This window comes from Natrialba asiatica DSM 12278, assembly GCF_000337555.1.
Classification (GTDB): Archaea; Halobacteriota; Halobacteria; order Halobacteriales; family Natrialbaceae; genus Natrialba; species Natrialba asiatica.
Window position 1 is genome coordinate 21604 of the sequence record NZ_AOIO01000033.1, and the last position, 24997, is coordinate 46600.

The following is a 24997-nucleotide window of genomic DNA, read 5'->3' on the forward strand; positions in this document are numbered from 1 at the left end:
CCTATGCAATAGAGCTTAAAACTAGAGATTTTTCTCGTGGAATTCGTCAAGCAGAGCGTAACCTACTCTATACTGATTACTCATATCTATCTGTTTGGGAAGAAAATGTGACTGAGAATCTAATAGAGCGTATAGACGACTCTTCAGTTGGGTTACTATCTATCGCCGAAAATACTGAATGCTTATCATTACCTAGGCGAAATACCCCTAGTCAACACGCGAGAAAGAGGGTCATAGAGAAAGTACTTAACGATGATCGAAAACAGCGTACACTATCTTCATGAAGGAGAGCGGCCGGCTATAGACAAGTCGGTTGCAATGTATGATTCTCTTATTATCCCTGCACATTTCGTTGCAGCTCGATATGAGAATCTATCCGGCTTTTTGAATCGATTAAAGAACAACCATGGAACGGAATACTATATCAATCCACAACTCCCTCGTTATCGTAAGGGAGATGATTTTAGAAAAGATACGGGAGATATTTCTGAATGGAATCAGAGTCTTCTAGATTATTATGATCCCCTCGTGAAAGATATCTTATCTGAGGAGGGGAATATACGTTTTAGAGATCTAACTTCTCAGGAGCAAAAGAAAGTGGTTAAACAATCCTGTGACTTCCAACTCAATTTCTTAGAGGACGCACCCGAACAAGAGAACCTGAGTAGATATGGTATAGATACAGTTGAATTGGTACCTCGAGCAATAATCCCCTGGTACGTGAAAATGAAAAGCCAGGCCGACATCGCCTCAAATCAAAGGACCATAAAATATGCTACGGACTATCTAGATGCACCGATTAAACCATGTCTATTCTTTGAGAAAGACTTAGTGAAAAATGAGGACTTCAAACGCGGTCTGACTAGTTTAGTGGACGATTCTGATATACAAGAAGTCTTTGTTTGGATAGAAGATTTAGATAAACCAAATACAACAACAAGAGAGTACGTAAACACGATAAATCTAATTCAGCGTATAAGTAATTGCGGCGTGGAGCCACATATGTTCTATGGAGGGTATTTCTCGCATCTTTTGGCCTTTTTTGGCCTCAGAGGAGTCGGATTTGGAACTTTCCATCAAGAGTCAAAGAAAGAGAAAACAGAAAGCTCCGGTGGAAGTGGTGGAGAAGGTCTAAAGAGATATTATTTTAATCCAGTGAAAGAGTTTTTGAATATACCTGAAGCAGTTGAAATGGGAAGTGAATTTGATGAGAGAACCTGTGACTGCCATGTTTGTGAGATAGAGATCCATGAGTGGGACGATCTATTTGCAATAGGTGATGAGTACCAGATTCTTCAGAGGCACTATATCGCCTCTCGCCGCCTCCATAGCGAAAAGATCCTTAATACAGGACTTGATCAACTTTTGGATGAAATTGAGGAGTCTGATAACCGTTACAGAGAACCGTTGAACGAATCAGATACAGCTGCCAATGCTAACCATCTCAGAAAGTGGCGATTGTCAATAAACCACTACATATCCGAATCAGATATTAATTCAAATCGACTTTCTGAAGGATTACTAGAGATCGGAAAGACCGGAAACTGATTTTCATTCCTCGTCTGAGTTCAAATGTAGATCTATCTCACCTTTCTCCATCTCTGAGGAGATATCATCGGTCAAACGGGAAAAGAGATTGTCTAGTAGTTCTGGATTCAAATCAGAATCACCTGATCGAACAATAGCACGTAATTCGTCGGGTTCTAACGGATCTCCTGTTTCTAGTTTCTGAACTAATTTCTTTATATCTGTCTTTTTTCTAGAAACATCATAGCTAACGTTAACATCTTCAACTACATATCCACGTTGTTCTTCTCCAATCTCGATTCCTGATTCTAATACCTCGTCAAATGGAGAGCCAGTATCAGTAACTCCAAGATAGAAAAAACCAATAGCAGATGAGATACCGTTTATGAACATCGTTTTCTTAACTAGTTCTTGGAGGTCATCTTCAGTTATCTCGTCATTTGGTGGCTTCTCTGACTTAGAAAAGTTACTCTCAAATATTTGCTCTCGATCTTTCTCATCCATATTATTAACTAATATATTAAAATCGAGAATAGAATCCATAAGCCGCTGTCGAATTCGATAACGAGCATCCCTTTCAGACTGTTCACTAGAATATTCTTTTTCGCCTCTTAGGAAATCTCGATCAGCTGGTGTCAAAATCCCTCTATCTCGGTCTAAATCAAAGTCCTCTGTTAGTCCCGGTGTCATAGTCTGTTTCCAACTACGAATCCGGTCCTTGTTAGTTTTTTCGGGCTATGCCGTCGGTGATGCGGCGAAAGAGTTTTTATGGGGGAGTACTATCGTCTAAGTGGAAGATGAGTCGGTCGAAGAAGGTTGGTCGGGTTGACCCGTTTGCATCCAGGAAAGTCCTGCCAGACATCCGGTGGATGCCGGGTCGATCAGAAGTTCGCCCGACAGGCAACAGTGTTGACTGCTGCCTTCACCTGTCCTTAGGTGAGGTGGGTCTTGAATGTTGTCGTGATCGGGCAGGAGCGAGAACATGACAGGTACACTCACTCAGACTGACGAACTCACGGAGAAACGGACGGAGATCATCAAAGTCATTGCGGCAGACTTCGAGCGGACAGAGTTCGCTCGCAGTCAGCTCAATGCCCACATGTACTACAACGACATGGGCCACCTCATCGAAGAGGACGACGACGAAGAGGAGGATACTCTCCAAACCACAACTGGCCTCCTCAACAAGATCGCCGAGGAGGACGGTTATCTCCACAAGACCGAACAAGGCGGTACGAATCGTTTCATTATCGACACTGGCGCAGACGAAGACGAAGGCGACCAAGTCACCGCTGTTACACCCAACGAGATCGCGCAGTTGGTAGCGCAAATCGCAGATCGTCATGGCGTCACTATCAACATTCCAGAGGACCGTCTCCCAGAATGGGGGTTCGTGTGCAATCGCGTGAATGGAACAGTGGGAAGTAACGTTCTTCGGATCGCCTCAAACCCGAACCGTTACCGCCTTACCACAGAGGGGCTCGAGTTAGTCCAGGAAGAGCTACTCTAGCGTAGACTCAGAGCCCTTCGAAAGTAATAGGCTCGTCTGCGATCATTTTTTGATGACTAACCCCAAGATAGAATACTAGCTGCGCCTTTCTCACCACATGGTCAGCGTATCTTGGGAAAGAGAGACAGGTCGGTTAGTAGCAGTACAACCAGGAGACGGTCCAGGTAAGTATTCTGCCGGAGTAGACCCTGATGCAGTAAGAGAACAATTGAGTGGATCTGACCACGTTTCAGAAATGGCGATTGCAGCATCGGTCGCGAGTGCGTATGATGGACCATTTTCTATTGAAAAGACGGTTGTTACTACAGAGACATATGACAAACAGGATACGGCTGGAGTGTTGACTACATTAGCGTTTGTTGAAATAGCGGATATAGGAGAAAAGCTGGGGAAAATCAGTTGTGAAAACTGTAATTATACTCCAGATGACAATCCTAATTGGCTATCTCAAGAACGAGAGGGTCCACAGCTTCAATATATGGATTGGCTTTGTCCTGAATGTAATTCTATCGTCCACACAGAAGCATACGGCTCTATCTGAGTTAGCCCACTGACACTCATAACCACCTTACTTTTTTGCGTTCTCGCTGCTGAGCCTCAGGGCTATAGCTACCTCGATAGTGTTCGAGGAAGGTCTCGAGGTCGTTCCACCCACCCCAGTCACAGACCAAGAGCGGATCGACATCGTCTGAGGCGAGTGCAGTCGCCCAGGTCCGACGGAGATCGTGGAACCCGAGGTGATCCCAGCCGGCGTCTCCCGTCTCGTCGTACAGTTGGTCGGCAGACGATCGAACCCACCGCCGGAGTGAGCGCGTACTCGTGATCTCGACGAGCGACGAGCTGGTCGGTGCGTCGCGCACGTCGTCGACCGTTCGGATGGTCGTCGCGAGATCGCGCGGGACCGGAGTCTCTCGGAACTTGTCACCTTTCCCGTGCCAGACGCGGAGCATCGTTCCAGCGTCGGTGTCGACGACGTCCTCCGGTGCAACATCGAGGACCTCGTGTGAGCGGAGTCCGCACCGCGCTCCGAGTGCGAACGCGATCCGCTGCTGGGTATCGTCGGCAGCCTCGAGCAACTGTTCCACTTCGTTCTGGCTGAGCCAGACCTTCATGTCGTCGCGGTTCTCGTGCTGTTGCAGATTCATGCGTCCGGGATGCCTGCATCCCGGACAAGAACCGCCGGGAATCTAGTTTTTTCGGTGGTGCTCGAGGGGGAGATCGGGTCGATTCTGTCCGACTCTACCAGTATTCTCGGACACCGCGCTCGCAGTAACTACGGCTGTATATCCATCAGTCAAGAAGTTACAGTACCACCAGGACGATTTCATACGACGGAAATCTTATTACTGCCGTATGATAATACCTGGTAATGGCCAAAAACCGGAGCGATAATCAACGGCTTGAAGATCTCTCTCGTGGAAAAGCTCAGGTTCTCCTAAGCCCATTCGTTGTTAACGAGTTGGAGAATGACTTCGGCCTCGATCTCGAAGTGGCACTGACAGAAGAAGATACAGAAGATGTTCAAGAGGTAACTGCTCAGAACTTCTACATCCAACTAAAAGCCTCTAATAGCTTCGAAGGTGATAAGGCTAAATTCGACATACGGACTTCTGACCTAAAGTTCTATATCAGGCAGAACATTCCCGTTATTCTCGCACTATACGATGAAGAAGCAGACACATTTTACTGGTGTGCGATCCAAGAATATGTCTGGGACAAGTTAGAACGTAAAAAACCAGACTGGAGACGACAAACAACATTTCGGATGAAAGTCGATAAAGACTATACTTTTGAAGATCTTGATATCCTAAACCGTACTGTCGAAGACGTACAGAAACGAATCTTACGGCGCCAAAATCGAGGGCTCGATATTGGAGAAGGTGTCGCAATTAATGTTAATGATTTTCGTGAAATGGACGAGCAGATAGAGTCCGATATTATGAACTACAAGGGCCATTCCCTTCTGAAGTCAAAAAAGTTGATGAAACAAGGAGAGGAAAGCGAGGCCCGCAAAATAATTGAAGAAGTTCTTCAAGCACCGAAAGACGATGAGGGTAAAGTGAAATCTATTCTCGCTAGAATGTTCTTCATAGACCCCATGGAGCCAGAGAGTGCGCGGCAAGTTCTGAAACTAAGTGGTCATGGGATCGAGCTGGCTGAGGAATTGGAGATGATTGGAGATGAACAATACCTCCGTGTGCAACGTGAAATAGCGAAGCTCTACTTGTTACTGGATAAGCAACGAGATATCGCTATCATGGCTTCTATCCAGGAAGAGGCAACATACAGTGGTGATGACGTACTTGCATCGCTTTCTATAGAGGAGAGGGAACTGCTGGAAAAGAAGCTTGAGGTGTCTACTGAACTGAACAATGCACTAGCTGCATTGCTTGATGAGGGCTTGTTTTTCGAGTATGCGACCTGTTTGTCTGATATTATCGACTTCATCTCTCGTCAATTAATGGGGTCCGTAGCTCTGCGAAGAGTTGACCGTGACACGCTTTCTGAACGAGAGCACCCGTTCGTAGAGCAAGCTGAGCAAATATTAGACTTCCTACCGGAACGAGAGGAAGCCTACAATCTACACAAGAGCCTGGCACTCTATCGGCATCATACTTGTAATCCAGATACAGCACTTGTTCACGCTGAGAAATGCGTTGAGTTGGCCGAGATGTTAGAGGATCAGCGTCTGATACCCTTGAGCCGGGACCTTGTTGAGAAAATCGAAAACGAGCCAGATCCGTACGCAGAATTCTCCAATCCAGATGCTGCAGAGGATGACCGTGACTTAGAGATGGGTGAGCGCCAGGACATGATGAAGACACTGGTAGAACAGTTAGGCCATAACGTAGAGGATCCCGCGAACGCGTATGATAGGGCGTTAAGACAAGGAATTGAAGATGCTGATCCAACAGAGTACTTTCGATACTGTGAGCATTTGAGGATGCGATACTACACAACTAATCAATTAGGCAAAGCAACGGGTGTCCACACACTTGGAGAGAAGGTAATGTGGTGCGGGCACGGCGGACACATATCCGGAACTGATTTAGAATCAATGTTCTCCGAGTTCAAGAGTGCGTACTGTGAAGACTGCAAGTATCATTCACCTCGAAGTGACGATTGGACGTGTACATTTGGCTGGTATGAGGATCAAATTGAGTTTGAGAATTTTTCGAAGTTTTTGGAAGAATACGAGGAGGAGCATTTCACACAGGAAGTAAGTGAATAGCAGAGCTTCTGTCGTTAATTGCTTCTCCACAATCGTCTGTTTAACCGTATCACAATGTTAAATGGTGTTATTCAGCGTTCAGAGACACTAGAGTTGTTTATGCTTTTTCGGCTTTCGTAGATGAGAAAAGCAAAGAAAGCGATGAGAAGAAGGACAAATACCTGGTTCATCATATCTTGTGAGGAGTACCAATCCCAAATCAAAGAAGTGAATGTTAAAAGGTACTCTGAGGCTGCGAGGATGACAACAACACTTGTTGAAAGATATCCAGAGAGATACTTCAGAAGGGCCCTATAGTCATCGTTTTCGGCGACAAGAGGGGTTAGGTGTGCAAGTGTCGTAAGAACCCCTCCACATACAAGTAAAGTATACGAAGGGAACTGGTTGAATATCGTGGATTCAACGGTCAGAATAGACATCACAGCTAAAGTGGAGAATACACCAAATAGATACCAGCTCAGACCAGATTGATGTTGTTTTAGTGACGATCCTAAGTAGTAGCCTGTTCCGAGTCCGATTGATGACATCCGGATCGAGGTAATAAGTTCGCCAGAGATATCTATCAGATCGGTTGATTGACCAACAGCACCACCGAGTAAGGTGAGAAAAAGAATGCTCATTATACCCAATAAGAATGCCGTCACTGAACCGTACAGTTGGTGGCTCTGTATTCGCTGAGGTAGCGTCTGTGAAACCTCTTTTGACATAACTAAATTGGAGATAGAGACGACTTTATATATTCTTGTTTGCCAGTCCTTCGTTATCTGATGTCGGTTTTAATCTCCGATCACGATATCACAGGTTTCGGATAATCATCTGGGTCGATTACAGACACCTCCCACGTCCCGGTATCCTTCTGGGTCACCCGCACTGGCTGATCTTTCACGTTGCCCTCTTCATCGACCAATCCAAGCGCCCGAAGCTCGCTCTTCGGGAGCACAACACCGCCCGACGTACGACCAACTTGTACCAACTGATGGATCGGCATGACTACGTTTTCAACTGGTCCTGAATCTGTTTAAACATTGGTCTCACCAGTACGAGACTATGATATTCCTGACCGCTATCACTCGCTCGAGAGTTCCATCTGAGCATGGGTGCAGACAACCCGCCACCGACTGACGGGGAGCCTATCGACGAGGTCTACCACGACCGGAATCTGCTCGCGATCGCCTTCGCGAGTGCGATCCGGCTCACGTGGGGCCCGAACAGCGCCGGCTGGTACTGGCACGACGAGTGGCCCCTCGTCTGGGTTGATACTCCGACGGGGCAGAAGTCGTGGCACGTCACTCCCGATCTCGAGGATGTTCTCGAGCGTTCGTCGCTCCAACAGACCAACCCAGAGGGCGGTTACGACGGACACTCGCGGACGCTGAAGAACTGCCGACTTGCCCGCTACATCACCGGAGCCTACTGATGACCGAACGGATTGAGTTCGGATCGAAAGCGGCGGCCGACCAGTTCCGCGACGAGTACGCCGACCACCTCTGTGCCGACGACGATCGCCGACTCAAGACCGTCGCGATCTCCTCGGACGCGCCCAACTACGTCCTCGAGACGGCAACGATCGAAGCGTCCGATAGCCAGGCCGACCGGGACGGCTCAGGCCAGCTCCCCCTCGAGGATCACGAAATCGAGTCGATCGACTGGTCGAAGGGACGGGCGAACGTCCCGTGGGCCCGCTCGGTCAAAGCGGTGATGCGCGACGAAGGCGTCGACGACTGGCTTGCCTTCCTCGATCCGTCGCTCACCGTCGACGAACACCGCGACGTTGCCAAGCGGGCCACTCGAGACGAGCGCGGTGATCGCCTCGATTCCGAATCGGATGTCGACGAGCAACTCGCCGAGACGCGAGCTGCAGGCGATCAATGCGGTAACGCGGCGACCCACTGTGAGGACGGCGACGATGCCGCCTGCGAGTTCCTCACTGACGAATGTGGATTCGACGAATCGGAGGTACAGACGCTCCTCTCCAATTTCGATGATGAAGTTCCGTCCGACGAAATCACCGGGAAGTGGCTCGGTACGATACGGCGGGCCTGGCAAGGCTACCACAACGCGACCGACACGCTTGAGGCAGCCCTCGCAGAAGCCGGCGATTCGGTCAACCACGCGATCGCCGCCGCGAAGGCCATCAATGGCATCCGCCGAGCGCACGGTCAGGACGAAATTGAGGCGTTCACCGAACTCGAGCGACTGCAGCGGCCCCTTCGGTGGGATCCAACGGCGGAGATCAGTGATGAACTCGACACCGACGACGAATCTGACGACCAACCGCTCGCAGATGATCGCCACCTCGAGGACGAGACGGACGAGACGCTGTTCGACCACGCGGTGAACGAACCCGACGAAGGATCCGACGGACCCTCGAGGGAGTTCCGCGCAACTCAGCAAGACGGCTACCTCCGACAGAGTGACGGTGATGACGTCGACGAACGCGAGGGACTCGGCCAGTTCGGAGCCAGGAGAAGCGACACGAAAGCACTCGAAGACTTCGAGAGCGACTCATGACAGGCTACTTCTGCCCCGTCGAGGGGTGCGACAAACACGACGATGAATGGGACGACGAGCAACCTCCTTTCGCCTCGAGGGAGGCGGTCAGGAGCCACATCAACGCGATGAGCGGCGACGACCACCAGCGAGCAAGGGACGAAGGGGCCTGGGAAGGGGCCCCGACCAGCAGCGAAGGCACAGACGGCGAGGGGGTCGAGAGCAGCGACGACCAGCAACCCGAAGGGACCGAGAGCAGCAACGACCAGCCAGACGAGCAGGCAGAAAGCAGCAACGAAGGGGACGAACCCAGCCCCTCGAGCAGCGACTCGACTGACGAGAGCAACGACGACCAAGGAGACGAGCAAGTGAAACCCGCAGACAGCACCGACCCGTGGGACCCAGACGAGCAGGGAAACGACCAGCAAAAAGGGGCCGCTCAAGGGGCCTCGAGCAGCGCCTCGATCGGTGGACCGAGTCTCCGGACCACTGCCGTCCTGATCGGGGCGGCCGTCGCCGTGGCGCTCCTGATCCTCTTGTGGCGTCGTCGCCGGTCGAACATGATCGACGCCGACTCGGCCGACCCGACGCCCAACGAGGACGACTCGAGCGGCAACGGCATCGACCGCGAGGCCGGGGGTGGTCTCGTTGACTGACGACCGAGACGGCGACCGCGAGGACGAACCCGAGCCCGAGGAGTCCCTCGAGGAAGAAGCCTACGCGGACATCGATCCGGAGATAGCCGAGCAGGTTGCGGAAGCCGACGCCGAGGACCCCGACAAAGAGGTAGACGTCGACGACCCGGCAGAGGAGCAGGACGGCACCGACGACAGTACCAGTACGGGCGACCGGAAGACGGTCGGTCACGTCTACTGCCGGGCCCTCGGAGCCGGCGCGGCGATCAGCCAAGACCGGATGGGGTCGGGCGTCGACGACCGCTCGGCGGTGATCGACGAGTACGCTGACCTCGCGAAGGAACTCGACCTCGACGAGTACATGGACCAGTGGTACCGGGAGAACCTGAGCGGCAGCTCGGAACTCGGGCCCGGTCAGGGACTCGTGGCGATGACCTCGCTGTTCGCCGTGATGGTTCTCGTCGAGGACACGGAGATGCTCGACGGGGCGATCGACTCCATGAGCGGAGCCACTGCGGAGGTGGAGGCATGAACCTCCGCGAGATCGCGACCGGCGGCGACCCGCGGAAGGCCCTCGCGACCAAGTTCTTCCAGAGCAAGCAGGCCGAAGCCTTCCTCTCGATCGTCGCTCACCGCGAGCGGCGGATCATGGAGGCCGTCGCCGATCTGCAGGAAGCCGTCGACGATGACAACATCGAACCCCTCGAGGGACTGCCGTCGGTCGACGACCGCGTCGAGCAGATTCGCTCGATGGCGCTCGCGATGATTGACGATTCGCTCCCCTCGTGGTACGTCGAGGAAGCGATCGACATCGACAACGCCGAGGAAGCCGCTCAGTACGCCGATCTCTCCGACGAGGAGTGGCAGACGACCAAAGAGACGTGGGCCGACCGCTACCGCGAGCAAGGCGTCGAGGGCGGCGTCGACGAACTCGCGACCGCCCACGTCCGTACCCGCTTCGATGTTGACGACCTCGAGACGTTCCGCGAGGCCGTCGTCGAGTGGCCCAACGAGCGACAGCAAGCCGTCCTCGAGGAAGCCCTCGCCGGCGGCCTCGAGATGGCCGAACAGGGGATCCGCGACGTAACCGACGCCGTCGACTCGGAGGATCGATGAACCTCGCGTTCGGTGCCCGAACGAACTGGGGGAAATCGTACGGTCTACAGGCGTACACGGAACGCAACGCGCCGGAGTACGACCGGACGGTACTCGTCGACTACAAGGACGAGTACACCGGCCTCGTCGAGTCAGGGCTCCTGCAACGGCTCCCGCTCCGACCGGGAACTGACGAGCTCTCGCGGGCCGAGTGGCGACGGATCTTCGAGGACAACGGCAGCCTCCAACTCGCCCGCGACGGCATGACCGACGACGCCTGGCGCGAGGCGATCGCGACCGCCATCGCCGCGCTCGCCCAGCTCGAGGAACGCACGTTCCTGGGACTGGACGAGGCGCACCGTCTCGCTCCCCAGCGGGACGGTTACCCCGACGAGTTTGACACGCTCGCGACGACCTGGCACGGCGACGGAATGGGCGTCGCTTGGGTCACCCAGCGCTTCGCGAAGCTCGATGAAGATATCGCCTCGCAGTGTCAGGCGTCGATGCTCGGCGGCTTCGGCTCCGGGAACGATCTCGACAAGGTCCGTGGGATCGTCGAGTACCCCGCTGATGTCCACAAGGCCGATGCCGAAACCTGCCCGCGGACGCTCCCCGACGAGTTACTCGTCGACGGCGAATCGCTGACGCTTCGCCGGTTCAGCGACGACACGGGCAACACGATCGGCTCCGAGTGGATCTACTCGGATGACACTACCCTCAGACGCATCGATTCACGCGAATGGACGCTCGAGAGTACCCACTACGGAAGTGATCGCGTCCGGATCAAACACCCCTTCGACGACTAATCAGATGCGCACCGATGTCACGCTCCGCGGGAGCAAGGCCGACCAGTTCGAACGGATTCAGAATCACCTCGAGGACCGCCGCGGTCACGAACTCTCGCGAACCGATGTTGTCGGGGTCTTAATGGCCGAGTTTGAGCAAGATACCGAAACTGACCGTGCCAATTCTACTAAACTACTCAATTGCCGTCGAAAATAGTATGATCCATCTCTATTAACATCTCAATGTGACTTTGTCCGTTAACCGGTTTAAAAATGGGATATCCGCTTTCCTAGAAGAATCTCGGTCTAAAGCAGAGGACTATCCTCTTATATTCCGTCTTTGGATAGCAATCATAATAATCTCTATCACCATCGCTATTATCGCAAATTGTACGTCAAATGCAGAAGCACGGTCGTCAGTAGTTAATTCACTAGTTGTAGGAGTCATCACGCTATTTACAATCAGTCTAACTGTTACTACGATGGGGATTCAACTCGCTTCGACGCGGTATTCGCACCGAGTTGACTCTTCTGTACTCCAAATAAGGCCATTTGGCCTTCATTTTTCGCCGCATCTATTGGCTATTTTCGTAGGAATACTACTTCTATCATCTTCTGATTTTAACACAATTCTCTTTCCCTTATTCGTATCGTTCACTGTTGCTGCCATTCTGAGCATCTTCCCATTTATATTGTGGCTGCTCCAATCACTAACGCCGAGTGAGGTTCTCATAAAGTCGATAGAACAAATTGACGATAGCTACCTCAATCGAGTAGAGGGGATCGTGCAGGAAGAGCGAGAGAAGTTCCACGAGAATTCTAATCAGAACAGCGACACGATCTTTAAGGAGGTTACTTATTCACAAACCACTGAAAATGACCCGGTAGACACTGTATCGGACATTGTTCGGTCCAGTATTACGGAGGAGGATACTGGAACTGCAAAGCGTGTACTTAACGAATATATTGACAGAATCGAACCAATAATAATACAGAGATATCGATATCGTGGGTTCAAAACGTCACATAGCGATTCGCAGCTGGTTTGCTGGTATCTCTATGGGCCTCTTGAAGACATATTTCGGCATGCCCTCAAACACGATAACCATATTATTACGATGGAAGTCATTTCGCTTCTCCGCGAATCTATTGTTTCATGGTATAAGGCAGACCGAGATGTACCGGAAGTATTCTTTCGGCTATTCGGAAGCATAACTAATGACTATGTTACTGAATGTGATCAAAGTCAACGGCGCACAATTGCATCTGAATATAGTTCAGTCGCTAGAATTGTTGCGAAGGATATCGATTCCCCACACACCAGAGTTAACGGGGCGACAAAGCACAATTTTGGGAGTGATTGCATGAATTTTGCACTTGAATCAATTAGCCAGGGGGATTACAGACCAGGCAGGGTAATTACCCACGGCATACGTTTAATAATAGAAGCTCGACTTCGTATACCAAGTAGTAATCCGAAACGCGATCTGCTATCAATGGGACTAATTGGCGAAAAGTTCGCTATGGAGGAAGCGAAGTCAAAAGAAATTGTTGCGGTAGCGGATGAAGTATCAATAATGGATGAAGCAGAATGGACAGTAGTCACATTAGTTACATTCCTCGACAAAATAGACGAATATGGGAATGGATACTCTACTTATAAATATCGTGAATTGGTTGTAAAAGAGATAGACCGAATTAATGATGCGCTTGAACCTCGGAACAAAGATATTGCAAACAAAGTTCCGCAGAAAGATTCGTTAGTGAAGGACGTTGTGCGAGCCAGCAGGTTCTTCCGTAGTTCATTCACTCCAGAGAAATTATTGCAGGAAATCCACTCACAGATAGATGTACAAGAGATTGCAGATGTATGTGAGGAGTTAGTTAAGGTTAATGCCATGGCGGAGATCGGGGAAAACGAATACAAGACCACTTACGAAAATATATAAATTAAATCAACCAGTTCTATTGGCTAGAATCGATCCTAATTAGGATAGCAAATCGCCGCGGACTGCCGCGTAACTCTGCTATCTGCTCCTGCTGACGGCGCCCCTAACGCGCTCTTATATCCGAATTCGGCCGATTGGTTGGAGTCGCATGGCGATGAATTTCGATCAGGCCACGCAGGCTCTGACTGACAGCGACGTGTGGATGGATGTCGGCATGGTCGCGGGCGGCTACCTCACCCCGTACCTCGTCGACACGGCAACCGGCACGATGCTTCCATCGGAAATCTTCGGCATCGGCGGGATGGCCCTCGGCGAGATGGTCGTCAACAAGCGTGCGTTCACCCTCGGCTCGGGCGCATTCGTCATCCGCGAGGCTGCCGAGCGCTTCAACGCCCAAGGCATGATCAACGAGGTGCTGGCCTAAATGAGCCTCTCGCTCTACGCCGCCCTCGGCGACTCGAGCAAGTACGTCGAGACGGAAACGAACGTCACCGATCAGCTGACGCCGGTCCTCTCGATCAACCCCAAGGATGGCGTCGGCGTTCTCATCCGCAACGCCGTCGACATGGGGAACAAGGTCGGGCTGCCGATCTACGCAAAGCTTCGCGACACCGACGGCAACCCGCTACCGGCGGACACCCGCGTCGCACTCGGCTACCAAGCACCGACTGACGAGAGCATTCAGGTCGTCTCCGATCCGAAGTCGACGATCGCGAGCTACATCAAAAACTCCGTCTCGGACCAGCAGGACGACCGCAAGGTTGACGCCGTCAAGCACCAGCTCAAGGGCGAGAAGCTCGAGGTACGGGACATCGACGAAGCGTACATCCTCGTCGATTCCTCCGAGCCGATCGACCACGCCCAGAGTGAGATCTACTTCGAGGAGGCGGCGCTGGCGGAGGTGGACCTCGAGTAATGGCGATCAAACACAAGCTCAAGTCGGCAAGCTGGGTTCCCGGCAGCGTCTCCCTCCGCGAGTTCGAGACTCAAGCCGCAACTCCCGGCGAGGCGAGCGTCGTCGCCGAAATCCAGCTCGGCCGGCCACTCCAGCTCCGCGACGATCCAGACAGCGAACTCCGAGTCGTCCTCCCGGCTCACGAACATCGAACGACCAACGGGACGGCAGACGATCAGGAGACGTTCGAACTCGATCACAACCTGATCGAGTGTCCGACGACCGAGTCGTTCGTCCTCTACGAAGACGGCGCGATCGTCAAACCAGACAGCGTCGACTATGACGCCAACTCCTTCGACTACACCTCAAGCGGGACGGAGACTGACCTCGACGTCTTCTACGTCCCGCGCGATCCGGCGGCGGTCGAGATTCGGAAGACCGCACCGGGAGCGGGCGGTAAGGTCAATCAGACGCTCAAGGAGGCACAGACGGCGATCCTGCACACTCGCGATCAGGCCCAACAGGAGATCCGGTTCGGGTTCGATCGAACGCCGCTGCAGCCGTACCTGCCGCGAAAGTTCCGGCTGCAGGTCGTCGTCGACGCGCCGTACAAAGTCGCGTTCGAGGCTCCCGAGCGAGCCAACGGGACGCCTCGAGCGCGCAACGCCCTGCTGTCGCTGCCGCGGTTCCAGACCGAGGCCCGCATCGACGGGCTAGGAGCGGCGGTCAAGCAGGACATGATCGGAGTCCGGGGGTGATCCCCCGTGCAGGGCGGTCTTTCAGACGGTACCGAACCCGGAGAGATAGCGGTCACCACGACGACCATGTCGTCCGAAGCGACCGCAACCTCGAGGCCGGCGAACCAATCCCAGCAGCCACCGGAGAGTCCGACGGCACGGCTCGTCTACGGGACGCAGTGGACGCAGGACGACATCATGATCGGCCTGCTCGCGCTGCAGGCAGTGCTGCTGGTCTTCGTCACGATTCGATCATGAATGGACACACGAAGGGGCTCGCGATGAGTCCCCCCGACAGTAACGGCAGAGAGGTGAGCTGACCGATGGCGGGACCTGCAGCGGCGATGGCCGCTGGCGAGGCAGCGGACCAAGCCAGCGATGTCGCCGAGCCCGCTGCCGAGGCAGTGAGCAACGTCTCGGATAACGTGAGCGAAGCAGCCCAGAACAGCCGCGGTTTCAACATCGCGATGGTCGTTGGGGCGCTCGCCCTCGCGTTCATCGTCTGGCGCGTCATGCAGATGACGCGCGGCCCCGGGCAAGCAGCGGACGGTATCGGCGATGCGATCGGTAACATCGTCGGCGGAACGACCAACGCGGCCGGCGGAGCCGGCGATGCGGCGGCCGGTGTCGGCGGTGCAATCGGTGATATCTGGGGCGGCTCAACCGATGCGGCCGGTGGAATCGGCGGCGCGGTCGGCGATGTCTGGGGCGGCGCGACCGACCTCGCAGACGGCGTGAGCGACTTCGGCGGCGATGTTCTGGGCGATACCTGGGATGGCACGACCGATGTCGCGGACGGAATCAGTGATACGTTCGGAGATGCCGTCGACACCGGCGGTGATCTCTTCGGCGGGATGCTCGGCGCTGGCGGCGACGCAGCTGACGGAGCAGCCGACGCCGGCGGCGACGCGGTCGACGGTGCAACTGATGTCGGTGGCGACATCGTCAACGGCGCGGCCGACGCTGGGGGCGATCTCGTCGACGGCGCAACCGACTTCGCCGGAGGGCTGATCTAAGATGGAGCCCATCACCGTGCTCAACCAGTTCGGGTTCCCCGCCGTTGCGTTCGGACTCATGTGGCGACTCTACCGGGAAGAACGCAACGAGCGCCAAGACGAACGGGAGAGTTGGCTCGAGGCGATCCAAGAGCACACGGACGCTGTGCGCGATCTCCGACGTGATGTCAAGACCGTCGCGACTGACGGCGGCGAGCAGGAGGAGGATGCACCGTGATCGGATCATCGACGATCGGACCGAACAGCCCGATCGAGCAGGTTCTCGCCGACTACGGGATCGACGCCTCGTCGTGGACCGAGGACATCGTCGAGAACGACACGGAGCGACTCCTGCTCGCGCTGTTGCTCGAGCAGCGCGGGGAGAACGCGGTTGAGGCACTCAACCCCGAGTCGGAGGACACCCAAGAGGCGGCGTATTTCGTGACCGAAGAGCCGCTTCCGGTAACGTCGACTGAAGAGAATCGTCTCAAATGGGGATACCCAGCAACCTCGGTCACCGTCTGGGGATTCGACGAACCGATTTACGTCGCATTCCGGTCGGAATTCGACGAACCGATTTACGTCGCATTCCGGTCGGAATTCGACGAACCGATTTACGTCGCATTCCGGTCGGAGGGCGATTATCGAAAGATTCCGTTGGAGCCCTCTGGGTCACCCTATCACGCGGGACCAGAAGGCGGTCTCGGGGCATCAGCCGCATGGATTAGCAAACAGAGTAGCGAGACGAACGACACGACGGTCAAGGTCAAAGCGTACAAATGACGTTCGACGGACCAATCAATTCGACGTATGGCGAGATGGTCGCACAGATTCGAGACAAGATCGCGAGCATGGCGAACTGGACGCTCACGGAGGAGAGTACCGCCGGAACGGACGCGTTCAGTAGCAGCGACTGGGCAGTATTTGAGACGCCGACCGGTTCGTATGTCCGGCTCGCTATCGTAAGTGATCAGGAGCTCGAACTTTCTCACGGTCTCGAGTGGGACACCGAGAATTCCTCGTGGAGCGACCAGTACAGCAACTCGTGGTCGTGCTTCCCAGTGAACGGCGACAACTACCAGTCGGCGAGCATGGACTCGCAGGTTCGCTGGTGGATCGAATACGTGGATGGGAAGGGCTTCGCTTTCGTCGCCACGCGAGAGGAGGGCGACGGTCTGGACGAGGCGATGGCGATGGGGTTTTCGGAACTCACGCGCCTGTGGGACTACACGACCGCACAGGTTCGTGAGTCGAAGTACACCGCCCTCGTGGTCGGCCACAAGGAGGACGAGTACGGCGACAGGATCACGCAATTCTCGGCGACGTTCGAGGGCGGCGCAAGCTCTGGAACGTACCACGGAAAGGGCGAAGTGAACGCCGACGGCAACAACGACAACTACCCGATGGTCGAGACGACGCTTCAGGGCGGAGCGAAGTACGAGGACGCCCTCATCGGCGAACACGACCTCTGGATTCAGGACGACTCTGGTGACCGCTCGGCTCACCTCGACACGGTGACCGACGGCGGAGCCGACAAGTTCACCATCTTCAAGGAAGGGCTGCCCTCCCCGGTCGGGATCCGCATGGACTAACTCAAAATGGCCAGCTACGAAACCAGTACCGCGACGACGATCTCGTCCTCAGCAAGCACCGGAACCGTCACTCGGACGGCATCGGCCTCGAGGACGACACCCACAAACGCCGGCCGACCATCGGCAGCCCGAGCCGGGAGCAACGCTGGACGCGAAACACTTACCAACGCCGGCCGACCCTCGGCAGTCCGATCCGGGAACGACTCCGGACGCCAGACGCTCACTAACGCCAGGAAACCAGTCCTCACCCGAAGTAGCGATAGCATCGATGATCCGACGACGAGCAATGCAGTCCTCGTCCCCGGAGACTTTCGAGGCGTTACCGTCGTCGTTGTCGATCCAGACGGCGAACCGCTCGAGGATCTCGAGCAACTGCTCGTGCTTACACCGTTCCCATCGTCGACGAGCATCGACGAGAACGGTGTCGGTCAGCTACCGATGCTTTCGACCACCTATACCGAGTTTCGGGGGCTCGCCCCGCGAGGCGACGATGTCGGATATATGTGGTATGAGGGGGTCAAGAACGTCGTCGGTCCGCAAGACGACGAGGCGGTGATCGTCCTTGACCCCACGGAAATCAAGGGCATGTACGCCGGCAACGGCGTCAACATGGGCGGTCCGCTTCGCTGATATCGACGAAAGTGCGATCGGGAAGTGAAGAAAAGAGACCGCTTAGGCGACTGCCTTCTCTCCCGCGTCGACGATGTCTTCACCGTCGGTGTAACGCATCGGCGGGACGATCACCCAGACGTGTTGGTTCCCCGCCCAGACTGAGACGTATCCCTCACTCTCGAGGGGCTTGATAATCTCGTCGAGGACGGCGCTCTTCGGCGTGGTGTTGTCGTAGAGCTTGTTCTTCGCAGTCTCGAGTTTGACGCGGCGCTTGCTCTTGTGGCGAGCCGACGCTCGCTCGTGGAGCATGCGGTACGCTTCAGCGAGCCGTTCGTCGTCGGGAAGGACCGGCTGAGGTTCGTCCAGATCTCCTTTCGCCTCGACCTCCTTCTGGACCAACTCGCGAAGCTTCTCACTCCGATTCTTGTCCTCCCGCTCGGCGATCTCGTCGAGCGTCTCGAGCAGGTTGTCGGGACAGCCAAAGGAGACGCGGCTCGAGGGGTCGTGATCCATCCGAGCCATCAGTGGCTCACCCCGATTTGCATATCCCGTGAATACGCAGACGGCGTCGGGCTTCGCAGTTCGTATGCAAGGGGGGCGGGGATGCCTACGGAGGCGACTATCGCGCGGGTGTGCGTGCGCGTCATGGCCGCACCTCCGCCTCCCGCTCGTGGCGTCGTGTCTTCTCGATCGCCCCATCATGTGGCTCACCCTCGAGCGCCTCGTTGGTCGCGTGGCACATCTCGTGTTCGTCGTCGGGACTGCCGTCGGTCGACTTTACGTCGATCAGTTCGAGGAAGTCGGCTTTGCGGAGCGTGCAGAGATGGGCGCACGGGCCGTCGTGGTACTCCCAACCCTTGCAGTCGCATCGACCGATGTACTCGCCGTCCTCGAGGCCGAGCGCACAGTAGTGGACGCTCTCGCCGTCTCTGAGCGTGACCTTGTAGCCGAACCGACTGAACGACTCGATCAACGCCTCGCGTGGATCCGCTCGAGCCCACGACTCGGTGTCTGCGTCGCGTTCCTCGAGGAAGTCGATGTCCTCGCCGTCGGTCGGCTCTGGGAAGGCGCTCATCGGCCGTGGGACACCTCCTGAAGATCGTGTGGTCCGTTCTCACAAACGCGACGGGGGAGGCCGCCGGTCGAGGTTTCGGTGATCATCCGACCACCGCAGTGCGGGCAGTATCGGGTCACGCGCCGACACCTCCGCCGTACTGCGATTGATTACGACCGCGGATTACAGTTGCCCGCCCGGCGAGTCCACTCCGTTACGTCCCGTTACTCGTTCAGTCGTGAACTCGCCGACCATCGCAAACGCTTCGGATTGCTCAACCCCGACGAGTTCAGTTTCCGTCGTCGCTTCTTCGTTTTCGAAAATGTGTCGAGCGCGGCAAACGCGTCGGGTGACACTGTACTGACGAGTTCACTGCGGGAGGTGAATCGCCGCGTACACTTTCCTCGGGGGCCGTCGTTGGACGCGGTATGGACGATCGACTGGGACCGGAATCTGGACCGGAAACGGCGCACTGGGTCGTTCGAGAGCCAGTCGGGGACCGATCTCACGTACGAGACGACTGGGGAGTCGCCGATCAAACGCTGGCTCTTGCTGGACGGGAATCGGCTGTTGATCGCCGGGATACTCGCGGGTGGGCTGTACGCCCTTGTCATCGGCTGTCAGTTTGCCGGCGTTATCGAAGTGGCTCTCGCAGGAACTCGGCTGGCCGAACGAACTGACCGAGCGCTTCGAACGAATGACGGAGTTCCAGCGCCGCGTCGAGGGGTGACCGACATTACGGTGAGTCCGGCCTCGTCGGCGGCGTTTCTCCAAAGTTATCGTACGAGCGACCGTCGATCGGGGGCGACGGCTTCCGACATCGATGACAGCCGACGCGACGGCCCGCCAGCGCGAGGGGGTTGCACGCTTCGTTCGCGAACTCGAGGCTGATGGCGACGCAGTCGCGGGGACGCTCTCCGAGGCCGAATTCGGGACGTTCGAAGCGCTCTCGGCCGTTCTCGGACATCATCAGGGAAACTACTACCATGCTGCTCGCTTCTTCAAAGCGGAGTGGAGCGGAGAATTCGAAGAGACGCAGCCACTCGAGGACCTGATCGAACTGCTCGGGCTGCTTGCGATCGCTGCGGGCGGGGTCGTCCTCGTCTTTCTCCCGTTTGTCGTGCTGTTGAGCTACGCGCTTCGGATCGCGACGATTGCCGCTCGAACGGCCGATTTCGGCCCGTTCATCCCACGGCGGCCGTCGTGACGGTGTCGGTCGGCCTTCGCTACTGGTTCGTGCCACTCGCCGGCTCCGCAGACTCCCTTTCGATCGACAGCAACGGGAGACGTTCCACGGAACGAATATGATCCTCAACCTTTACGCTCCCGTGTGGCACATCCATCGGTATGCGAATCAGCGAGGCCGTCATCGAGCGGTTGGTGGCAAACGGGATCGATACGCTGTTCGGAATTCCCGGCAAGCAGACGCTCCCGTTGAACGAGGCGATCAGCGAGCGCACCGACATCGAGTTCATCATGGCGCGCCACGAGACGGCCGTTTCGCACCAGGCGTGGGGCTACGCCGAGAGCAGCGGCGGCCTCGCGGCGACCGTCGTCATTCCGGGACCGGGAGATATGAACGCGATGAACGGCCTGAAGAACGCGAAAAACGACTGCACGCCGCTGGTTCACATGGCTGTCGAGACGGAGCCCGACGTCCGGGGCGGCGACGGGATCCACGAAACGCCGCCGAACACGTACGACAACGTCGTCAAGGAGAACGTCACCGTCGAGACGCCACAGAGTACGATCGCCGAACTCCAGCGCGCGATCGATATCGCGCTGACGCCGCCGAAGGGACCCGTTCGCGTCGGCGTTCCGAAGAACTTCCTGCCGATGGACGCTTCCCTTGCCGACCCCGGCGAGACCGACCCGCACTCGCCCGCCGCGCCGGCCGACGACTCGGTCGGCGACGCCGCAGCCCTCCTCGCAGCAGCGCAGCGCCCGATCATCATCGCCGGTGGCGGCGTTCGCGCCGCGGACGCGAGCGCTGAACTCGAGGCCGTCGCCGAACGGCTCGGGGCACCGGTCTTTCCCACCTACAAGGGCAAGGCCGTCTTCCCCGACGATCACGACCTCTTCGGCGGCGTCCTCTGCGGCGGCACCGGCACGGCGGTCAAAGAGCACATCGCCGCCGCCGATGCGGCGCTCGGCGTCGGGACCGACTTCGACGCCGTCTCGATGCACCACTGGGAGATCGACGTTCCCGACGACCTCGTTCACGTCACCCTCGACGCCGCCGACATCGGCACGGGATACGATCCGGCGGTCGGCATCGTCGCCGACGCCGGGCGCACGCTCGCCGCCCTCGATACTGAACTCGCCGAGCGCTCGATCGCGGCGACCGGCGGCCGCGAACGCGCCCGCGAAACGAGGACCGCCGTGGACCGGCGGCTCGACGATCTCCGCGCGGTCGACGAATCGCCGATCACGTCCGTCAGCGCGCTGGAGGCGATTCGGGACGGCGTCCCCCGCGACGCCGTCGTCACCGCCGACGCCGGCGGCTCTCGGATCTGGGCGCTCGTCGCGTTCGAAACGTACGCGCCGCGCGACTACGTCAACCCCGGCTCCTGGGCGACCATGGGATCGAGCCTCCCCTCCGCCATCGGCGCAAAGGCCGCGAACCCGGACCAACCCGTCGTCGCCCTCGTCGGCGACGGCGGCCTGATGATGTGCGTCCACGAACTCCACACGCTCGCGGACGAAGCCCTCGATGTCACCGTCGTCGTCTTCACCAACAGCGACTACGCGATCATCAGCGAGGACGCCGAACGAAACTACCGCATGGACGAAGGCGAGTACGGCTGGCAGGACGTCCCGCTCGAGTTCGACGCGATCGCGTCGGGGATGGGACTCGAGACGATGCGGGCCGCGACCCCGACGGAGATCACCGAAACCGTGGCTGGCGCGATCGACAGCGACGGCCCGACGCTGGTCGAGATCCCTACCGACCCGTACGAACCACAGGCGAGCGTCTGGCTGAACGACTGACGAGTGCAGACCGGCGTGTCGAGTGGGTAGCCACGGGCGCGTGTCCGGACAGTATCGCTGGCTTAGCAACCATTATGCCACGTGCAGTGCGTGTGAAACCTAGTATGAGTACTGCCCAATCGGGTCGACTCACCGGGAACGACAGGTCGATCACCGGGTTCGTGATGATCGCCCACGCCGTCGTTCACACCTACGAGCTCTCGATCCCGATTCTGATGGTGATCTGGCTTGCCGAGTTCAGCGTCAATACCGCCGTTCTCGGGGTCGCCGTCTCCGTCGGCTACGCGCTGTTCGGACTCGGTGCGCTGCCGGCCGGCATCCTGGTCGACCGGTTCGGCTCGCGCGAACTCGTGGTGGGCTGTCTGGCGGGGATGGGCGGCTCGTTCTTGCTGTTGAGCGCTGCCCAGGGAGTCGCGATGATCGCGGCCGCGCTCTGTCTCTGGGGCGTCGCAGCGAGCATCTACCACCCCGCCGGGCTCTCGCTGATCTCGACCGGCGTCGAACAACGCGGCACCGGATTCGCCTATCACGGCATCGCCGGCAACTTCGGCATCGCGTTCGGGCCGCTGCTGACGGCGGTGTTGCTGTTGTTCTTCGACTGGGAACTCGTCACGGCCTTGCTCGTCGCGCCGGCCGCGCTCGGCGTGCTCTACGCGCTGACGGCGAGTTTCGACGAGACGGCTGCGGTGCAGACGGAGCCGGACGGCGGCACCCCAGGGGACGACCGGCAGATGTCGCTCTCGCAGTTCGTCGCGGATAGCCGGACGCTATTTACGGTCGGCTTTACGATCGCGATGGTCGTCGTCATGATGAACGGGCTCTTCTACCGCGGCACGTTGACCTTCCTGCCCGACGTGTTGGGCGACTTCATGCCGAACATCGCCGAGCGACTCCAGTTGTTCGACCCCGACAGCCCGATGGCCGAAGAGTTCGATCCGGCCTCGTACCTCTACGCCGGGCTGTTGATGGTGGGCATGGCCGGCCAGTACGTCGGCGGCAAACTCACCGATCGCATCCGAACTGAGACCGGGATGACGGTTATCTTCGCCTCGCTCGCCGCCGTCGCCGTGGTGTTCGTCCCGGTCGCACGGATGGGGTTCGTCCCACTACTGGTAATCGGATCCCTGCTCGGCTTTCTGCTGTTCTCGCTCCAGCCGATGTACCAGGCGACGATCGCGGAGTACAGTCCGCCGGGGGATCGCGGCCTCTCGTACGGATACACCTACCTCTGCGTCTTCGGCGTCGGTGCCGCCGGCGCTGCGATCGCGGGCGCTCTCCTCTCGCTGATCTCCGTCTGGCAAACCTTCGCTCTCCTGGCAGTGTTTCCCACGACCGGCGCTCTCCTCTCCGTCGTCCTCTCGAGGACGGGCGACCGGCGAAACTGACCCGCGACGAAGCGGGCGTCGCGGGCGGTCGCGATTCGGGTTGACCGTGGTTCGAACGCTGTGAGATGATCTAACTCCAAGATCAAAGCCAGTCGAATTGCGGGACAACAGTTAACCCGAACCGAGTGGATGTCACTATCATGTTAGAAGGACCCACGGGCGAATCGACGGCGGTTCCGACGACGATACCCCACTGGTACGACCCCGACAGCGACGCGTTAGCGATTACGGACGGCGACGGCACGACGGTCGTCGACGAGACGGGAACGACGTACCTTGACTTCGTCTCGCAACTCTACTGCGTTAACGCCGGCCACGGTAACCGAACGATCATCGACGGCATGACCGAACAACTCGAGCAGATCCAGTACGTCTCCGCCGCGAAACGCTCGCCCGTTCGCGCCGCGCTCGGCGAGCGACTCGTCGACCTCGCTCCGGCCTCTCTTTCGCACGCGCTGTTCTCGGTCACCGGCAGCGAAGCCAACGAACTCGCCGTCCAACTCGCGCGCAACCACACCGGCGCATCGAAGGTTCTGACCCGCTGGCGCTCCTATCACGGCTCGACCTACGGCGCGGGCAGCCTGACCGGCGACCCCGAAACCCGCAACCTCGTCGAAACCCACGCCGCCACGACCGGCGCGGCGAAGTTCCTCCCGCCGATGGCCCACCGGTCGCCGTTCGACGCCGAGACGCCGGCCGAACTCGCGGACGCGGCGGCCGACCACCTCGAGTTCGTCATCCGAAACGAGGGACCCGACAGCATCGCGGCGATCATGATGGAACCGGTCGCGGGCTCGAGCGGCGCGTACACGGCCCCATCGGGGTACTTCGAGCGCGTGCGCGAACTCTGCGACGAGTACGAGATCCTCCTGATCGCCGACGAAGTCATCACCGGCTTCGGCCGCTGTGGCGAATGGTTCGGCATCGAAACCGAAGGGGTCGAACCCGACCTGCTCACCTTCGCCAAGGGCGTCACGAGTTCGTACGCGCCGCTGGCCGGCGTCCTGGCGCGACCCGAACTCGTCGCGGATATCGAGCAGGAGGGCTTCGACCTCGGTCAGACCTTCGGCGGCCACCCCGTCAGCTGCGCGGCGGGGCTCGCCGCCATCGAGGCCTACGACAACGGACTCATCGAGAACGCCCGAGAGAACGCTCCGGCCCTCGAGACCGGGCTGGCCGAACTCGCGTCCCGGACCGACGTCGTCGCCGACGTTCGAGGCCGCGGCTACCTCCGGGCGGTCGAGTTCGCCGATCCCGCGACCGGCGAGCCGTTTTACGATCCGCGCGTCGACGATACGGACGGTGACGAGAACGCCGACGAACCCGAGAATCCGGTGCCGGCCGTCGCCGCGGCGCTCGAGGACCGGGGCGTCATCGTCGGCACCGGTCGTCCGGCCACGCAGCTCCTGCTCGCGCCGCCGCTGTGCGCGACGGCGACCGAGATCGAGACGGCGCTCACCGAACTCGAGGCGGCGATCGACGAGGTGTTCTGAGACGCGGCCGCTCGTTTCGC

At 57.4% G+C, this 24997-nt stretch carries 30 protein-coding genes; 25 read left to right on the forward strand and 5 right to left on the reverse strand.

All coding sequences use genetic code 11. The features are described from left to right. Nucleotides 1-252 precede the first annotated feature (252 nt). A complete protein-coding gene (locus C481_RS21750) occupies nucleotides 253-1548 on the forward strand; it encodes a hypothetical protein (protein ID WP_152422185.1) in 1296 nt (431 codons plus the stop codon). A gap of 3 nt (nucleotides 1549-1551) precedes the next feature. Here C481_RS21750 and C481_RS14275 read toward each other — a convergent pair whose 3' ends face one another. Continuing rightward, nucleotides 1552-2217: a hypothetical protein gene (locus tag C481_RS14275; RefSeq protein ID WP_006109950.1), complete on the reverse strand. Its 666-nt coding sequence runs from the start codon at nucleotides 2215-2217 to the stop codon at nucleotides 1552-1554. Between the two features lie 292 nt (nucleotides 2218-2509). Here C481_RS14275 and C481_RS14280 point away from each other — a divergent pair, with 292 nt between their 5' ends. Together C481_RS14280 and C481_RS21755 are read left to right on the forward strand one after the other, a co-directional pair. Beyond that, nucleotides 2510-3037 carry a hypothetical protein gene (locus tag C481_RS14280; RefSeq protein ID WP_006109952.1) on the forward strand — a complete coding sequence of 176 codons (528 nt, stop codon included), beginning with the start codon at nucleotides 2510-2512 and terminating at the stop codon, nucleotides 3035-3037. A gap of 97 nt (nucleotides 3038-3134) precedes the next feature. Beyond that, nucleotides 3135-3578: a hypothetical protein gene (locus C481_RS21755; RefSeq protein ID WP_152422186.1), complete on the forward strand. Its 444-nt coding sequence runs from the start codon at nucleotides 3135-3137 to the stop codon at nucleotides 3576-3578. Nucleotides 3579-3594: 16 nt separating this feature from the next. On the opposite strand, the gene C481_RS14285 is transcribed toward C481_RS21755, so the two are convergent. Continuing rightward, entirely contained in the window at nucleotides 3595-4182 is a 588-nt protein-coding gene (locus tag C481_RS14285) for a tyrosine-type recombinase/integrase (protein WP_006109953.1), read from the reverse strand. Between the two features lie 224 nt (nucleotides 4183-4406). Between C481_RS14285 and C481_RS14290 the strand changes: the two genes are divergently transcribed. Continuing rightward, nucleotides 4407-6269, forward strand: a complete 1863-nt coding sequence (locus tag C481_RS14290; RefSeq protein ID WP_006109954.1) for a DUF4365 domain-containing protein — start codon at nucleotides 4407-4409, stop codon at nucleotides 6267-6269. Nucleotides 6270-6340: 71 nt separating this feature from the next. On the opposite strand, the gene C481_RS21760 is transcribed toward C481_RS14290, so the two are convergent. Next, nucleotides 6341-6976, reverse strand: a complete 636-nt coding sequence (locus C481_RS21760; RefSeq protein ID WP_152422187.1) for a hypothetical protein — start codon at nucleotides 6974-6976, stop codon at nucleotides 6341-6343. 386 nt (nucleotides 6977-7362) lie between these two features. On the opposite strand from C481_RS21760, the gene C481_RS14300 reads away from it, so the two are divergent. The 17 genes from C481_RS14300 (at nucleotide 7363) to C481_RS14380 (ending at nucleotide 18072) form a co-directional block, all read left to right on the forward strand. Continuing rightward, on the forward strand, nucleotides 7363-7686 hold the full coding sequence (locus C481_RS14300; protein WP_006109956.1) for a hypothetical protein: 324 nt from the start codon (nucleotides 7363-7365) through the stop codon (nucleotides 7684-7686). After that, complete coding sequence (locus tag C481_RS22405) at nucleotides 7686-8780, forward strand: hypothetical protein (RefSeq protein WP_006109957.1); 1095 nt, start codon at nucleotides 7686-7688, stop codon at nucleotides 8778-8780. Before C481_RS14300 ends, C481_RS22405 begins: the two co-directional genes overlap by 1 nt. Next, nucleotides 8777-9415 carry a hypothetical protein gene (locus C481_RS14310; protein WP_006109958.1) on the forward strand — a complete coding sequence of 213 codons (639 nt, stop codon included), beginning with the start codon at nucleotides 8777-8779 and terminating at the stop codon, nucleotides 9413-9415. The genes C481_RS22405 and C481_RS14310 overlap by 4 nt, the downstream gene beginning before the upstream one ends. Then, the gene (locus C481_RS14315) at nucleotides 9399-9926 is read left to right on the forward strand and encodes a hypothetical protein (RefSeq protein WP_049904676.1); all 528 of its coding nucleotides are present in this window, start codon (nucleotides 9399-9401) and stop codon (nucleotides 9924-9926) included. The genes C481_RS14310 and C481_RS14315 overlap by 17 nt, the downstream gene beginning before the upstream one ends. Further along, the gene (locus C481_RS14320) at nucleotides 9923-10510 is read left to right on the forward strand and encodes a hypothetical protein (protein WP_006109960.1); all 588 of its coding nucleotides are present in this window, start codon (nucleotides 9923-9925) and stop codon (nucleotides 10508-10510) included. Before C481_RS14315 ends, C481_RS14320 begins: the two co-directional genes overlap by 4 nt. Continuing rightward, nucleotides 10507-11295 carry an ATP-binding protein gene (locus C481_RS14325; protein WP_006109961.1) on the forward strand — a complete coding sequence of 263 codons (789 nt, stop codon included), beginning with the start codon at nucleotides 10507-10509 and terminating at the stop codon, nucleotides 11293-11295. The genes C481_RS14320 and C481_RS14325 overlap by 4 nt, the downstream gene beginning before the upstream one ends. A gap of 4 nt (nucleotides 11296-11299) precedes the next feature. After that, complete coding sequence (locus tag C481_RS22720) at nucleotides 11300-11491, forward strand: hypothetical protein (protein WP_006109962.1); 192 nt, start codon at nucleotides 11300-11302, stop codon at nucleotides 11489-11491. A gap of 568 nt (nucleotides 11492-12059) precedes the next feature. After that, nucleotides 12060-13223: a hypothetical protein gene (locus C481_RS21770; protein ID WP_206537180.1), complete on the forward strand. Its 1164-nt coding sequence runs from the start codon at nucleotides 12060-12062 to the stop codon at nucleotides 13221-13223. A gap of 148 nt (nucleotides 13224-13371) precedes the next feature. Further along, nucleotides 13372-13647 (forward strand): hypothetical protein, encoded by a 276-nt coding sequence (locus C481_RS14340; RefSeq protein WP_006109965.1) that lies wholly within the window; start codon nucleotides 13372-13374, stop codon nucleotides 13645-13647. Next, the gene (locus C481_RS14345; RefSeq protein ID WP_006109966.1) at nucleotides 13648-14139 is read left to right on the forward strand and encodes a hypothetical protein; all 492 of its coding nucleotides are present in this window, start codon (nucleotides 13648-13650) and stop codon (nucleotides 14137-14139) included. Further along, complete coding sequence (locus C481_RS14350) at nucleotides 14139-14876, forward strand: hypothetical protein (RefSeq protein WP_006109968.1); 738 nt, start codon at nucleotides 14139-14141, stop codon at nucleotides 14874-14876. Before C481_RS14345 ends, C481_RS14350 begins: the two co-directional genes overlap by 1 nt. Nucleotides 14877-14882: 6 nt before the next feature. Next, nucleotides 14883-15113 (forward strand): hypothetical protein, encoded by a 231-nt coding sequence (locus tag C481_RS14355; RefSeq protein ID WP_006109969.1) that lies wholly within the window; start codon nucleotides 14883-14885, stop codon nucleotides 15111-15113. 65 nt (nucleotides 15114-15178) lie between these two features. Next, on the forward strand, nucleotides 15179-15871 hold the full coding sequence (locus C481_RS14360; protein WP_241434689.1) for a phage tail protein: 693 nt from the start codon (nucleotides 15179-15181) through the stop codon (nucleotides 15869-15871). Between the two features lies 1 nt (nucleotide 15872). After that, on the forward strand, nucleotides 15873-16088 hold the full coding sequence (locus C481_RS14365) for a hypothetical protein (RefSeq protein WP_006109971.1): 216 nt from the start codon (nucleotides 15873-15875) through the stop codon (nucleotides 16086-16088). Beyond that, nucleotides 16085-16633: a hypothetical protein gene (locus C481_RS14370; RefSeq protein ID WP_006109972.1), complete on the forward strand. Its 549-nt coding sequence runs from the start codon at nucleotides 16085-16087 to the stop codon at nucleotides 16631-16633. The genes C481_RS14365 and C481_RS14370 overlap by 4 nt, the downstream gene beginning before the upstream one ends. Before the next feature lie 35 nt (nucleotides 16634-16668). Further along, nucleotides 16669-17442 (forward strand): hypothetical protein, encoded by a 774-nt coding sequence (locus tag C481_RS14375; protein ID WP_206537181.1) that lies wholly within the window; start codon nucleotides 16669-16671, stop codon nucleotides 17440-17442. 6 nt (nucleotides 17443-17448) lie between these two features. Next, a complete protein-coding gene (locus C481_RS14380) occupies nucleotides 17449-18072 on the forward strand; it encodes a hypothetical protein (protein ID WP_006109975.1) in 624 nt (207 codons plus the stop codon). Nucleotides 18073-18114: 42 nt separating this feature from the next. Here C481_RS14380 and C481_RS14385 read toward each other — a convergent pair whose 3' ends face one another. Continuing rightward, the gene (locus tag C481_RS14385) at nucleotides 18115-18567 is read right to left on the reverse strand and encodes a ribbon-helix-helix domain-containing protein (protein WP_006109976.1); all 453 of its coding nucleotides are present in this window, start codon (nucleotides 18565-18567) and stop codon (nucleotides 18115-18117) included. 130 nt (nucleotides 18568-18697) lie between these two features. Further along, on the reverse strand, nucleotides 18698-19129 hold the full coding sequence (locus C481_RS14390) for an SWIM zinc finger family protein (protein ID WP_006109977.1): 432 nt from the start codon (nucleotides 19127-19129) through the stop codon (nucleotides 18698-18700). An 802-nt stretch (nucleotides 19130-19931) separates the two neighbouring features. Between C481_RS14390 and C481_RS22725 the strand changes: the two genes are divergently transcribed. The 4 genes from C481_RS22725 to C481_RS14410 all read left to right on the forward strand — a co-directional run bounded on the left by C481_RS22725 (nucleotide 19932) and on the right by C481_RS14410 (nucleotide 24977). Continuing rightward, on the forward strand, nucleotides 19932-20315 hold the full coding sequence (locus tag C481_RS22725) for a hypothetical protein (protein WP_006109978.1): 384 nt from the start codon (nucleotides 19932-19934) through the stop codon (nucleotides 20313-20315). A gap of 140 nt (nucleotides 20316-20455) precedes the next feature. Beyond that, nucleotides 20456-22099 (forward strand): thiamine pyrophosphate-binding protein, encoded by a 1644-nt coding sequence (locus C481_RS14400; RefSeq protein ID WP_006109979.1) that lies wholly within the window; start codon nucleotides 20456-20458, stop codon nucleotides 22097-22099. A gap of 104 nt (nucleotides 22100-22203) precedes the next feature. After that, nucleotides 22204-23484, forward strand: a complete 1281-nt coding sequence (locus C481_RS14405; RefSeq protein ID WP_006109980.1) for an MFS transporter — start codon at nucleotides 22204-22206, stop codon at nucleotides 23482-23484. A gap of 140 nt (nucleotides 23485-23624) precedes the next feature. Then, nucleotides 23625-24977, forward strand: a complete 1353-nt coding sequence (locus C481_RS14410; RefSeq protein ID WP_006109981.1) for an aminotransferase family protein — start codon at nucleotides 23625-23627, stop codon at nucleotides 24975-24977. Nucleotides 24978-24997: the final 20 nt, after the last annotated feature.

Coding starts and splice junctions, on each gene's coding strand:
- C481_RS14320 (WP_006109960.1), top strand. CDS start 9,923: ATGAACCTCCGCGAGATCGCGACCGGCGGCGACCCGCGGAAGGCCCTC.
- C481_RS14365 (WP_006109971.1), top strand. CDS start 15,873: ATGGAGCCCATCACCGTGCTCAACCAGTTCGGGTTCCCCGCCGTTGCG.
- C481_RS14350 (WP_006109968.1), top strand. CDS start 14,139: ATGGCGATCAAACACAAGCTCAAGTCGGCAAGCTGGGTTCCCGGCAGC.
- C481_RS14280 (WP_006109952.1), top strand. CDS start 2,510: ATGACAGGTACACTCACTCAGACTGACGAACTCACGGAGAAACGGACG.
- C481_RS14405 (WP_006109980.1), top strand. CDS start 22,204: ATGAGTACTGCCCAATCGGGTCGACTCACCGGGAACGACAGGTCGATC.
- C481_RS14410 (WP_006109981.1), top strand. CDS start 23,625: ATGTTAGAAGGACCCACGGGCGAATCGACGGCGGTTCCGACGACGATA.
- C481_RS14300 (WP_006109956.1), top strand. CDS start 7,363: ATGGGTGCAGACAACCCGCCACCGACTGACGGGGAGCCTATCGACGAG.
- C481_RS21750 (WP_152422185.1), top strand. CDS start 253: ATGATCGAAAACAGCGTACACTATCTTCATGAAGGAGAGCGGCCGGCT.
- C481_RS14325 (WP_006109961.1), top strand. CDS start 10,507: ATGAACCTCGCGTTCGGTGCCCGAACGAACTGGGGGAAATCGTACGGT.
- C481_RS14285 (WP_006109953.1), bottom strand. CDS start 4,182: ATGAATCTGCAACAGCACGAGAACCGCGACGACATGAAGGTCTGGCTC.
- C481_RS22720 (WP_006109962.1), top strand. CDS start 11,300: ATGCGCACCGATGTCACGCTCCGCGGGAGCAAGGCCGACCAGTTCGAA.
- C481_RS14380 (WP_006109975.1), top strand. CDS start 17,449: ATGGCCAGCTACGAAACCAGTACCGCGACGACGATCTCGTCCTCAGCA.
- C481_RS14385 (WP_006109976.1), bottom strand. CDS start 18,567: ATGGATCACGACCCCTCGAGCCGCGTCTCCTTTGGCTGTCCCGACAAC.
- C481_RS22405 (WP_006109957.1), top strand. CDS start 7,686: ATGACCGAACGGATTGAGTTCGGATCGAAAGCGGCGGCCGACCAGTTC.
- C481_RS21760 (WP_152422187.1), bottom strand. CDS start 6,976: ATGTCAAAAGAGGTTTCACAGACGCTACCTCAGCGAATACAGAGCCAC.
- C481_RS14375 (WP_206537181.1), top strand. CDS start 16,669: ATGGTCGCACAGATTCGAGACAAGATCGCGAGCATGGCGAACTGGACG.
- C481_RS14275 (WP_006109950.1), bottom strand. CDS start 2,217: ATGACACCGGGACTAACAGAGGACTTTGATTTAGACCGAGATAGAGGG.
- C481_RS14310 (WP_006109958.1), top strand. CDS start 8,777: ATGACAGGCTACTTCTGCCCCGTCGAGGGGTGCGACAAACACGACGAT.
- C481_RS14390 (WP_006109977.1), bottom strand. CDS start 19,129: ATGAGCGCCTTCCCAGAGCCGACCGACGGCGAGGACATCGACTTCCTC.
- C481_RS14340 (WP_006109965.1), top strand. CDS start 13,372: ATGGCGATGAATTTCGATCAGGCCACGCAGGCTCTGACTGACAGCGAC.
- C481_RS22725 (WP_006109978.1), top strand. CDS start 19,932: ATGACAGCCGACGCGACGGCCCGCCAGCGCGAGGGGGTTGCACGCTTC.
- C481_RS14290 (WP_006109954.1), top strand. CDS start 4,407: ATGGCCAAAAACCGGAGCGATAATCAACGGCTTGAAGATCTCTCTCGT.
- C481_RS14345 (WP_006109966.1), top strand. CDS start 13,648: ATGAGCCTCTCGCTCTACGCCGCCCTCGGCGACTCGAGCAAGTACGTC.
- C481_RS14360 (WP_241434689.1), top strand. CDS start 15,179: ATGGCGGGACCTGCAGCGGCGATGGCCGCTGGCGAGGCAGCGGACCAA.
- C481_RS14400 (WP_006109979.1), top strand. CDS start 20,456: ATGCGAATCAGCGAGGCCGTCATCGAGCGGTTGGTGGCAAACGGGATC.
- C481_RS21755 (WP_152422186.1), top strand. CDS start 3,135: ATGGTCAGCGTATCTTGGGAAAGAGAGACAGGTCGGTTAGTAGCAGTA.